We start from the raw sequence: 12,042 nt of genomic DNA, 5'->3' as shown, positions 1-12,042 counted from the left end.
ATGAGTACAGTTCAATCTCAAGATATTATTCGAGCGTCTGCTACTTCTGGAATTACTCCACCACCACATGCTCGTAAACACCAAGTGGAAGTGGCAAAACTTATTGATGTAAGTGCTTGTATCGGTTGTAAAGCGTGTCAAGTTGCTTGCTCAGAATGGAACGATCTTCGTACAGAACCAGGTACCTGTAATGGTACCTATAACAACCCATTTGATACCAGTGCGGAACAATGGACTGTTATGAAATTCAACGAAGTTGAAGAAAATGGTCGTTTTGAATGGTTAATTCGTAAAGCGGGTTGTATGCACTGTGCAGATCCAGGCTGTTTAAAAGCTTGTCCAGCACCAGGTGCGATTATCCAATACGTAAACGGTATTGTGGATTTCCAATCTGATAAATGTATCGGTTGTGGATACTGTATCGCAGGATGTCCATTCAATGTTCCACGTATGAATCCAAAAGATAACCGTGTTTATAAATGTACACTTTGTGTAGATCGTGTTCTTGTTGGTCAAGAACCTGCGTGTGCAAAAACTTGTACAACAGGTGCAATTCACTTTGGTAGCAAAGCGGATATGATCGAATATGCAAATCAACGTATTGAAGATCTTAAAACACGTGGCTATCCAAATGCGAAATTGTATAACCCACAAGGTGTGGGCGGTACGCATGTAATGTACGTATTACCACACGGCGATAAACCAGAACTTTATTCTGATTTACCAAAAGATCCACAAATTTCACCAACCGTGAAATTATGGAAAGATCTGTTAAAACCAGTTGCTGCAGTAGCATTCGGTGGTTTAGCGTTAGCTGAAATCGCACACTACGTTGCAATCGGTCCAAACACTGATGAGTTGCATGAAGATGAAGACGAAGATGATCGCACCATCAATGAAACAGAAGTTAAACAACCACGTAATGAAGGAGATAAATAATGAGTAAGATTAAGATTGATAATGATCAACGAATTTTACGCCATAAATTGTCTGCTCGTTGGGGACACTGGCTATTAGTTATCTGCTTTGCGTTAACTGGTTTATCTGGTTTAGCTTTCTTTTTCCCAGATTTCGCATGGTTAACTGAAATTTTAGGTAACCCACGTATCGCACGTATTGTACACCCATTCACAGGTATCATTATGTTCTTATCATTCTTGTTACTTTGTGCAATGTACTGGCGTTACAACATTCCTGAAAAGAACGACTTAGTATGGCTTAAAAACATCAAAGAAGTACTAAAAGGGAATGAACACGATGTAGCGGATAATGGTAAATATAACCTAGGACAAAAATTATTGTTCTGGACATTAATCCTTGCAATGTTTACCTTATTAATTACTGGTATTATCATGTGGAGACAATATTTCTCACACTATTTCTCAATTCCAGTGATTCGTGTAGCGATTTTCCTTCACTCACTTAGTGCCTTTATGTTGTTTACAGGTATTATGGTACACATGTACATGGCGTTCTGGGTTAAAGGCTCAATCCGTGGCATGGTAGAAGGCTGGGTAACTGTACGTTGGGCTAAAAAACATCACCCACGTTGGTACCGTGAAGTTGTTCGTCCAGTTTTAGAAAAAGATCTGGAAAAACGAGCAAAAGCTGCAAAACAATAATATAATCATAATGCTCAAAAGTGCGATAGGTCTTATCGCACTTTTTGTTATAACAATAGGAACAACTGAATGAGTATTAAAATTTTATCTCCAGAGGAAATCAAAGCAGGGCATAAGTTTCAGCAGCCTGTTTTGCTTTTTCCTCATTTAACAAATCTTTACAATCATCGTCGTGAACGCTTAATGCAATTAGCAGAGTCACATCCTTTAAAAGATTACCTATTATTTATTGCAAAACTGGTTGCTGCTCAACAAAAAGCGTTACGTGAATTTCCATTAACGGAAGAACTTGATCTTACTTCTGAACAGTTAGCACATTATCCTTTAGATGCTCGTACGTGGAAGCGTGATGCGATTTGGCTAGATATGTTTAAATACATTCTTGCCGAAGTGAAAGTTGAAGCGAATGAAACATTATTAGCGACTATTGAAGGTCTAGAAAAAACCTCTGATAAAGAATTAAATGAATTAGCGGATAAACTTCTGCAAGAAGATTTTTCTGCAGTAAGCAGTGATAAAGCGGTATTTATTTGGGCTGCTTTAATGGTTTATTGGCGTTTACTTGCAAATAGTATTCCACATAGTGCGATTATGGAAAATGGACAGCATCTTACACATTGCCCAGTATGTCATTCAGCACCAACTGCAAGTATTGTTCATATGGGGAGTGAACAGGGATTACGTTATTTACATTGTTCCCTTTGTGAAACAGAATGGAACGTAGTACGTGTAAAATGTACAAACTGCGATCATACTGGCAAAATTTCTTATTTCATGTTCGATAAAGAATTTGCACCAATTCGTACTGAAACCTGTGATGACTGTAAATCTTATCTTAAAATTTTCTATCAAGAAAAAGATCCGCATTTAGATATTTTAGCAGATGATCTTGCAAGTATTTTCTTAGATATGAAAACTGACGAAAAAGGTTACTCTCGTAGTGGATTAAATCCATATTTATTTATGGACCAAGAATAGTTTAAAAAATAAACTTTCTTATTATACACGCCACGATTTTCAAAAAAATTTATGAAAAACGTGGCGTGTTTTTCATTTGGATAGTAAGAAAAAACAATTAAATAATATTGCAAATTAGGCTATCATATCCCACATTATTTAGAAGCATTTAGGATATATTGTGAGCAAAAAAACACCATCACAACGGAAAAAAGATTTTTCCTCTCCCCAGGTAGCACAAACCGTTCCCCATTCTAATGAAGCTGAACAGGCGGTTCTTGGTAGTATTTTACAAAATAATATGAACTGGGATGTGGTGTCAGAACGCGTATCTGAAACAGATTTTTATACCTATCCCCATCGCTTAATTTTCCAAGAAATTGAACGACTCTTTAAAGCGAATAAACCAGTTGATATTTTGACATTGGATGATGCGCTAAAAAATAAAAACCTACAAGAACAAGTGGGTGGCTTTGCGTACCTAGCTGAGCTTGCCAATAACACGCCACGCCTTGCCAATATTAAAGCTTATGCCGATATTGTTCGTGATAATGCGATTTTACGTGAATTGCTTGCTGCTAGTCATAGTATTGCCGAGCAATGTTACGCACCTGAAGGGCAAGATGTTAAAGAAATTTTGGATAAAGCGGAATCAAAAGTTTTTGAGATTGCAGAAAAACGCACTACGTCCGATGAAGGTCCAGAAAATATCGTGCCAATTTTAGGTAAAACTATCGATCGTATTGAGGCTCTGTACAAACAATACGGTGAGAATGGAGAGGGTATTGGCGATTTAACCGTGACTGGGCTAGATACGGGATTCAAAGATTTAAACCGCAAAACAGCGGGCTTACAACCATCAGACTTGATCATCATTGCTGCACGTCCTTCAATGGGAAAAACGACCTTTGCAATGAATTTATGTCAGAATATTGCCTTTAGTCAGGATAAACCTGTTCTTGTCTTTAGTTTAGAAATGCCTGCCGAGCAAATTATGATGCGTATGTTGGCGGGGCTTTCTCGAGTTCACCAACAAAATTTAAGAACGGGTAAATTAACAACAGAAGACTTTGCCAAATTATCGCAATCGATCAATATCGTAAATAATTCACCAAACCTTTATATTGATGATTCATCAGGCTTAACGCCATCAGAACTACGAGCGCGTGCACGTCGAGTCTATCGTGAGCACGGCGGATTAAGTATGATTATGGTAGATTATCTACAATTAATGCGAGTACCTGGCTACGCCGAAAATCGTACGTTAGAAATTGCTGAAATTTCACGTTCATTAAAAGCATTAGCCAAAGAGTTAGAAGTCCCAGTTGTTGCTTTATCACAGTTAAACCGTACTTTGGAAAATCGTCAAGATAAACGACCAGTAAACTCGGATCTGCGTGAATCTGGGGCGATTGAGCAAGATGCGGATTTAATTATGTTTATTTACCGTGATGAGGTTTATAATCCTGATTCTGAAGATAAAGGAATTGCCGAAATCATTATTGGTAAACAACGTAATGGACCAATTGGTAGTATTAAATTATCGTTTTTAGGCGAATATTCGTTATTCGCTGATTATGCTCCTGAATCTACCTATGTAGGTTCTCACTATTAAAGTGATAATTATCTATTTGAGGATAAAAAGAATAAAATAAGGATCATCATATGCATGTTACCCCTGCGACCGCAAGAATTAGTTCTCAAGCACTAAAACATAATCTCCAATGCATTAAACGTAAGGCACCGCATAGTAAAGTCATTGCCGTTGTCAAAGCGAATGCTTATGGACATGGTGTTGAATTTGTTTCATCAGCAATTGAAAATGATGTGGACGGATTTGGTGTTGCCCGCTTAGAAGAAGCATTGCGTTTACGTTCTCACGGTATTACGAAACCCATTCTTTTATTAGAAGGTTTTTTTGATGATTCTGCACTTGCCATTATGGCAGTCAATAATATTCAAACTGTAGTGCATAATGAGGAACAACTCACCGCACTACAACATGCAAAATTACCTAATAAAATTAAAGTTTGGTTAAAAATTGATACTGGCATGCATCGACTTGGTATCGGGCTTGAGCAAGTAGAAAGGTTCTACGAAGTTCTGAAGGCATGCGAAAATGTTGATGAAAATATTGGTTTTATCAGCCATTTTAGCCGAGCAGACGAACTTGATTCTAATTACACCACATTACAACTTGAACGTTTTATTAATGCGGTAAAAGGTCGCGGTGAGCGTAGTATTGCCGCATCTGGAGGTGTACTATTTTGGCCTGAATCCCATTTAGAATGGATCCGCCCAGGCATTATTATGTATGGTATTTCGCCTGATAATAATGTGAATAGTACGAAAGATTTAAAACCAGTAATGACGTTAATTTCATCTCTTATCGCCATTCGGAATTTAAAAAAAGGTGAGCCTGTAGGGTACGGCGGTGCTTGGATTAGTGAACGAGATACCAAAATTGGAATCGTTGCTATCGGGTACGGTGATGGCTATCCACGAGATATGCCAAAGGGAGCACCTGTATTAATTAATGGAAGACGTGTTCCTGTTGTTGGGCATGTTTCTATGGATATGTTAGCAGTGGATCTTGGACCAGAAAGTCACGATAAAGTGGGGGATGAAGTTACCTTGTGGGGTGAGAACCTACCAATCGAAGAAATCGCAGAAAAAAGCGGTATGTTGACTTATGAGTTAATTACCAAATTAACCCCAAGAGTTTTAACTGAATATGTAGATTAATTTTATCTTATGAGGAAAACACATGAAAAGTATTAATCCGACTCAAACTCAAGCTTGGTTAAGTTTAGAGGCACATCAAAAACAACTCGCAACCACAACAATTGCTGATTTATTTCAACAAGATCCTCAACGTTTTCAAAAGTTTTCGTTAACATTCCAAGATCAACTTCTTATTGATTTTTCTAAAAACAAATTTACACAAGACACTTTAAATTTATTAATGCAACTTGCCGAAGACTGCGATGTTGCAGGTGCGCGTGAAGAAATGTTTACGGGTAAAAAAATTAACCGTACCGAAGATCGTGCTGTATTGCACACTGCTTTACGTAATCGTAGCAATACGCCAGTACTTGTTGATGGCAAAGATGTGATGCCTGAAGTGAATGCCGTATTAGAAAAAATGAAACATTTCTGCCACGCAATTATTAGTGGCGAATGGAAGGGTTACACTGGTAAAGCAATTACGGATGTTGTGAATATTGGTATTGGTGGTTCCGATCTGGGACCTTATATGGTGACTGAAGCCTTACGTCCATATAAAAATCACCTCACCATGCACTTTGTTTCTAATGTGGATGGTACACATATCGCCGAAACATTGAAAAAATGTAATCCAGAAACCACTCTTTTCCTTATCGCATCAAAAACCTTTACTACCCAAGAAACCATGACAAATGCTCATACTGCTCGTGATTGGTTACTTAAATCTGCACATGATGAAAAAGCGGTAGCGAAACATTTCGTTGCGTTATCTACCAATGCAAAAGCGGTAGCGGAATTTGGTATTGATACAAATAACATGTTTGAATTCTGGGACTGGGTTGGTGGTCGTTATTCACTATGGTCAGCAATCGGCTTATCTATTGCGCTTTCTATCGGCTTTGATAATTTTGAACAATTACTTAGTGGTGCTCACGAAATGGATAAACACTTCCGCACAGCACCAGCGGCTCAAAATATCCCAATGCTAATGGCATTGATTGGGATTTGGAACTGCAACTTCCTTGGGGCAGAAACTGAAGCGATTCTACCTTATGATCAATATATGCACCGTTTTGCCGCTTATTTCCAACAAGGCAATATGGAATCAAACGGTAAATATGTTGGACGTGATGGTAAAGTAGTGATGCATCAAACTGGACCAATTATTTGGGGTGAACCAGGTACAAACGGACAACATGCGTTCTATCAATTAATTCATCAAGGCACTAAATTAATTCCATGTGATTTTATTGCTCCCGCTAAAACTCACAATCCAATTGGCGATCACCATCAAAAATTATTATCTAACTTCTTTGCACAAACTGAAGCATTAGCATTCGGTAAAACAGCTGAAGAAGTGAAAGCAGAATTTGAAAAAGCAGGCAAAGCTTGGGATGACGTAAAAGATATCGTTCCATTTAAAGTATTCCAAGGTAACAAACCAACAAATTCTATTTTATTACAAGAAATTACGCCATTTAGCCTTGGTGCCTTAATTGCGATGTACGAACATAAAATCTTTGTACAAGGCGTGATTTTTAACATTTATAGTTTCGACCAATGGGGTGTAGAACTCGGTAAACAACTTGCTAACCGCATTTTGCCAGAGCTTAAAGATCAAGATACAGTAACATCCCATGATAGCTCTACTAATGGTCTAATTAACCAATATAAAGCATGGCGTTAGAACGGCATAACTTTGAGAAATTTAATTCATATTACAACTAAAATAGAGAGGAAAATATGACAGATGTAATTCGATTAGCAACGCAGTGGATGGAGCAAGATCCAGACGCAGAAACTCGTGAAGAGTTGAAAAATTTGATTGCTAAAAATGATGTTGAGGAATTAAACGTCCGTTTTTCTGGTCGTTTACAGTTTGGAACAGCAGGGTTACGTGGACGTTTACAAGCAGGTCCAATGGGTATGAACCGTGTGCTTGTTGCCCAAGCAGCAGCAGGGCTTGCTCGCTACTTATTAGCACGTAATGAAAAACCATCTATCGTTATTGGTTATGATGGTCGTAAAAATTCTCTTCGTTTTGCACAAGATACCGCTGAAATCATGCAAGCAGCAGGGATTGATGCTTTCTTAATGCCAAGTTTACGCCCAACTCCAGTACTTGCATTCTCAGTTCGTTTCATGAAAGCGAGTGCAGGGGTAATGGTAACAGCAAGTCATAACCCGCCAGATGATAACGGTTATAAAGTATATCTTGGTGGTAAAGACGATGGTGCACAAATCGTTGCACCAGACGATAAACTTATCGCAGAACAAATCCAATGGGTTGCGGATAATCAAAAAGTGACGGATATTCCGCGCAGTACTGATTATAAAATGATTGATCAAAGTGTGATTGATGAATATGTAGCACGTACAGCCTCTCTAGCGACTGCACCTGTAAGTCAATTCACTTATGTTTATACTGCAATGCACGGGGTAGGTAAAGAAACTTTATTAAATGTTTTAGATAAAGCAGGCTTACCAAAACCTGTATTAGTGGAATCACAATGCGAACCAGATGGTACTTTCCCAACCGTATCATTCCCTAATCCAGAAGAAAAAGGTGCATTAGATTTAGCGATTGCGAAAGCAAAAGAAGTTGATGCGGAATTTATCGTTGCAAACGATCCAGATGCTGACCGTTTAGCCGTAGCGATTAAAGATGCAAATGGTAACTGGCATAACTTGCACGGTAACCAAGTTGGTCTTTACTTCGGTTGGTTTATCGGAAAAGCAGCACAAAAAGCAGGTAAAAAAGGCGTATTAGGTTGTTCATTAGTATCTAGCCCATTACTTGCAAAAGTCGCTGAATCTTGCGGTTTAGAACACCAAGAAACATTAACTGGTTTCAAATATATCGGTCGTATCCCTGGTTTAATCTTTGGTTTTGAAGAAGCACTTGGCTATCTCGTAAACCCAACAGTAGCCCACGATAAAGACGGTATTTCTGCAATCACTTGCTTCTTAAACTTAATCAACACCTTAAAAGCAGAAGGCAAAACATTTGCACAATTCCAACAAGAATTTGTAGATACTTTTGGTGCCGCTTATAGCGATCAATTAAGTTTACGTGTAGCTGATCTTGGTCGTATTCAACGCATCTTAAAAGCAGTGCGTGAAAATCCATTCCAAGAAATTGGTGGCGTGAAAGTGGAACAATACATCGATCACCTTCAAACTGAAAAACAAAATAATATTCTTGTTTTCAACCTCGCAGGCGGTCAACGTGTAATTTTACGTCCATCAGGTACTGAACCAAAACTTAAAATGTACCTTGATACCAATGGTAAAACTTTGGAACAAGCAAAAGAAATTTGCGCTAATATCAAAGCAAGTTTAGAACAATTTGCTGACACGATTGCGTAAATAAAGTTGAAATTAAATAAAAACCCCAAGGCGAATCCTTGGGGTTTTCTTTTATATAATTATTCAAATCACATAAATTTTCACGAAAATCGGGGCGTGAGTTATTTAACAAAATGCCCCTGTTTGACCTCTAAAATACGATCAAATTTTCCTTGAATTTCATCTACTTGGTGCGTCACCATTAAAAGCGTAGTGTTTTGTTTTTGGCAAAGATCTAAAATCAGATCAAGCATTTCTTGACGCAAAACGGGATCGAGCGCTGAAAAGGGTTCATCAAGTAGCAGAATAGGCTTATGTTGTAACAAACAACGCGCGATAGCAACCCGTTGGCGTTGCCCTCCAGATAATTGTTCAGGAAGGCGGGTAAGATGCTGGACTAACCCAACGGCTTTTGCCGCCTGACAAATCGCATCTCGTTCCGAGGCATTGATTTTTAAACTCGGTTTAATACCAAGTGCAAGATTTTGTTCTACGGTTAAATGCGTAAACAAATTATTATCTTGGAAAAGCATCGCAACAGGGCGTTCAGCGGGTGGCAATAAGGTACAATTCTTACCATTTAGCCAAATTTCACCACGGCTTATCCACTCAAAACCCGCAATTAAATTTAATAGTGTACTTTTCCCTGCACCGCTTTCACCAATGAGTGCAATTTTTTCGCCTTTTTTAGCCGAAAGCGAAAAATGCATAGGCATGTCAGGATAATCAAAATCAATTTGAAGCTGAATCATATTCCTCCACAAAGTAGAATAAAAGGGCACAGAAAATTAATAAAACCAGCGCAGTTACTGATGCACTATCCATCTGGTAGCGCGCAAGTTGTTGATAGAGTAATTGGGGCAATGACGTAAAGTCTTGATTGCCAAATAATGAAATAGCGGTTAAATCGCCAAGTGAAAGGCAAGTTGCCACGGTAAATCCATATTTAATCGGATTTTTTAGATTATGCCATTCGATATATCTTAGACGAGCGAACCTACGGATACCTAATGAATTACATAGCTTTTCATAAAACAACATATTGTTATACATCGGCACGGTAAGAACACGAATCACAAAGGGCAATGCCATTAACGCATTGCAACACATGACAATGCTAAATAACAATGGCGTTGTTGCATCAAAAGAGCGGAGTAGTAAAAAAAGCCCTAATGCCAGAACCAGTGTCGGGATAGCCAAAATCACCATACCGAGATTTAAAAAATTATTTGCAAGCCAAAGATGATTGCGCCACATCCAATAGCGGGCTAAATAGAGAATTGCCATTGCGATGATAACAGTGAGTAGCCCTGCTAACGGAGGCAAAGTAACGGAATAAATTAATGCACGCCATAATTCACTATCGTGTAGGCTATGCCAGAGGTCACCTGAAAACAGTCCCGCCCAAATTGTATTAATCAGTGGCAACAAGATGAAAGCTAATGTCAGCAAAATTACGACAATTTGCATAAATTTTACCGAAAATGTCTGCGTGTCTAGCCACGGGCGACGTTGTGATTGTAATAGTGAGCCTTTTTTGACAAAAAAACTACTGCTACTGAATAAAATAAAGCAGAATAAAAATTGCAATAATGCAAAGATCGCCGCTTTTCCTAAGTCAAAATCAAAAAAGACACTTTGATAAATTGCCACTTCAAGGGTTGTAAATTTTGGACCGCCACCCAAAGTTAATACCACAGCAAAACTGGTAAAACATAACATAAAAATTAACACGAAAGTCGGCAATAATTGTTGGCGTAGATAAGGCAATTCGATAAGGCGGATAAATTGCCAGCCACGAATACCGAGTTGTGCAGCGAGTTGGCGCTGTTCACTCGGGATACTGCTTAGGCTTTGTAAAAATAAACGGCTTGCGAGCGGAATATTGAAAAATAGATGCGCAATTAAAATTCCAGTTAACCCATAAATATCCCATTCACCGACAAAGCCTAGACAATGATAAAGATGAGCGAACCAACCATTTTGCCCGTAAATGCCCATTAATCCAAAAATGACAACCAGAGAGGGTAAAACAAAGGTTAAGGAAAAGAGTTTTAAAATAAGTTTTTTCCCCCAGAATTTCTGATAGAAAAAAGCACGGGCAAACAGGATCCCGAATAAAAGCGATAATATTGCCGAGAGAAAAGCTTGCCAAAAACTGAAGAAAATGACGTGATGTAAATAGCGATCTTGCATGAGATCGTGCCAGCTATAATCTTGTCCCTGTTGCCAAATTGCTGTTAGAGATAAACTATAAAATAAGACGATCGCACATACGACAGCAAAACCGCCACTATAAATCGCTTTATGCTGACGAATAGTCGCGGTTAATTTTTGAAGAGCAAATTTGGTCATATTAATCGGTTAGCGCATTTTGCCAAGTGTTAATCCATTGGCGCATGGTTTGTTGCGGTACGCTTTCTTCTTTTAAATTCGGCAGAACAGATTGTTGGCGTAGATTATCGTAAAGCGGAACGTGAATATTTTGCACAACAGGCAGCATCACATTAGCAGTCGATAAGATTTTTTGAGCTGGTGGGGTAATCATAAATTGTGTGAACGCATTGGTACAATCATTTTCATGATTTTTTAGCGTAGCAACAAATTCAATCTGTGCAACATGCGGAGCAGGGAAGTTGGCAGCCACATAATTGTCATTATGTTCATTTAAAATATGGTACAAAGGTGATGTATTGTAACTTAACACCATATCCGCCTCACCTTTTAAGAAAGCGCCATAAGCCTCAGACCAGCTTTTTGTGACGGTTACCGTATGTTTTGCCAATGTTTGCCACGCAGATTGGATATCTTTTTCAGAATAGACTTTATTCATCCATGCCACGAAACCTTGACCGACCGCAGAAGTACGTGGATCTTCATAAATCACACGGATATCTTGGCGATTAACTAATTCTTGTAAGGATTTTGGCGGATTTTTTAATTTTGTCTTATTATAGATGAATGCATAATCAGCAAAGCCGTAAGGGACAAACGTCGCATTACGGAAATTTTCTGGTAACGTATCAAGATCCACTTTTGCAGGCGTAAAAAGCTGTGATTTTTCTGCTGCATCCAGCATAAAATTATTTAGTCCGATAGCCATATCCGCTTTTGTTTGTTTTCCTTCTAAGCGAATACGGTTAAACATCGTATTTGAGCCATCAAGTGCTGTGTAATGAATTTGGCATTGCGGATGAGATTGTTCAAATAATTGCTTTAACTTCGGACCTGCACCCCATTTTTCAGATGCAAAGCTATTATAGGTATAAACATTGACAGTCTGCATCGCCATAGCAAATGGTGAAGCAAGTAGCAATGTCGTTGTTAAAAAAGAAAATATTTTTTGTTTCATTCTAAACTCCGCAAGAAAACAACATTAATGAAGATG

Annotated in this window: 10 protein-coding genes; 7 read left to right on the top strand and 3 right to left on the bottom strand. The window is 38.4% G+C overall.

What is annotated here, in order from left to right; translation table 11 throughout:
* From fdxH to EL259_RS00655, 7 genes are all read left to right on the top strand, one after another.
* Entirely contained in the window at positions 1-939 is a 939-nt protein-coding gene (fdxH, locus tag EL259_RS00685; RefSeq protein ID WP_126598060.1) for a formate dehydrogenase subunit beta, read from the top strand.
* The gene (locus EL259_RS00680; RefSeq protein WP_126598058.1) at positions 939-1,622 is read left to right on the top strand and encodes a formate dehydrogenase subunit gamma; all 684 of its coding nucleotides are present in this window, start codon (positions 939-941) and stop codon (positions 1,620-1,622) included. Before fdxH ends, EL259_RS00680 begins: the two co-directional genes overlap by 1 nt.
* A gap of 69 nt (positions 1,623-1,691) precedes the next feature.
* Positions 1,692-2,600, top strand: coding sequence for a formate dehydrogenase accessory protein FdhE (gene fdhE / locus EL259_RS00675; RefSeq protein WP_126598056.1), 909 nt, complete (start codon positions 1,692-1,694; stop codon positions 2,598-2,600).
* 157 nt (positions 2,601-2,757) lie between these two features.
* On the top strand, positions 2,758-4,194 hold the full coding sequence (dnaB, locus tag EL259_RS00670) for a replicative DNA helicase (RefSeq protein ID WP_126598054.1): 1,437 nt from the start codon (positions 2,758-2,760) through the stop codon (positions 4,192-4,194).
* A 50-nt stretch (positions 4,195-4,244) separates the two neighbouring features.
* The gene (gene alr, locus EL259_RS00665; RefSeq protein WP_126598052.1) at positions 4,245-5,324 is read left to right on the top strand and encodes an alanine racemase; all 1,080 of its coding nucleotides are present in this window, start codon (positions 4,245-4,247) and stop codon (positions 5,322-5,324) included.
* 22 nt (positions 5,325-5,346) lie between these two features.
* On the top strand, positions 5,347-6,993 hold the full coding sequence (pgi, locus tag EL259_RS00660) for a glucose-6-phosphate isomerase (protein WP_126598050.1): 1,647 nt from the start codon (positions 5,347-5,349) through the stop codon (positions 6,991-6,993).
* A 56-nt stretch (positions 6,994-7,049) separates the two neighbouring features.
* Positions 7,050-8,675: a phospho-sugar mutase gene (locus tag EL259_RS00655; protein WP_126598048.1), complete on the top strand. Its 1,626-nt coding sequence runs from the start codon at positions 7,050-7,052 to the stop codon at positions 8,673-8,675.
* Positions 8,676-8,776: 101 nt separating this feature from the next.
* Here the strand turns inward: EL259_RS00655 and thiQ are convergent, their stop codons facing one another.
* From thiQ to thiB, 3 genes are read right to left on the bottom strand one after another with little or no spacing between them, the layout of a single operon-like run.
* On the bottom strand, positions 8,777-9,406 hold the full coding sequence (gene thiQ / locus EL259_RS00650) for a thiamine ABC transporter ATP-binding protein (protein ID WP_126598046.1): 630 nt from the start codon (positions 9,404-9,406) through the stop codon (positions 8,777-8,779).
* Positions 9,387-11,009 (bottom strand): thiamine/thiamine pyrophosphate ABC transporter permease ThiP, encoded by a 1,623-nt coding sequence (gene thiP, locus EL259_RS00645; protein WP_126598044.1) that lies wholly within the window; start codon positions 11,007-11,009, stop codon positions 9,387-9,389. Before thiP ends, thiQ begins: the two co-directional genes overlap by 20 nt.
* 1 nt (position 11,010) lies before the next feature.
* Complete coding sequence (gene thiB / locus EL259_RS00640) at positions 11,011-12,006, bottom strand: thiamine ABC transporter substrate binding subunit (RefSeq protein ID WP_126598042.1); 996 nt, start codon at positions 12,004-12,006, stop codon at positions 11,011-11,013.
* Positions 12,007-12,042: the final 36 nt, after the last annotated feature.

Source organism: Actinobacillus delphinicola (assembly GCF_900638385.1).
Taxonomy (GTDB): Bacteria; Pseudomonadota; Gammaproteobacteria; order Enterobacterales; family Pasteurellaceae; genus Actinobacillus_C; species Actinobacillus_C delphinicola.
This window is presented reverse-complemented; position numbering and strand designations above follow the sequence as displayed.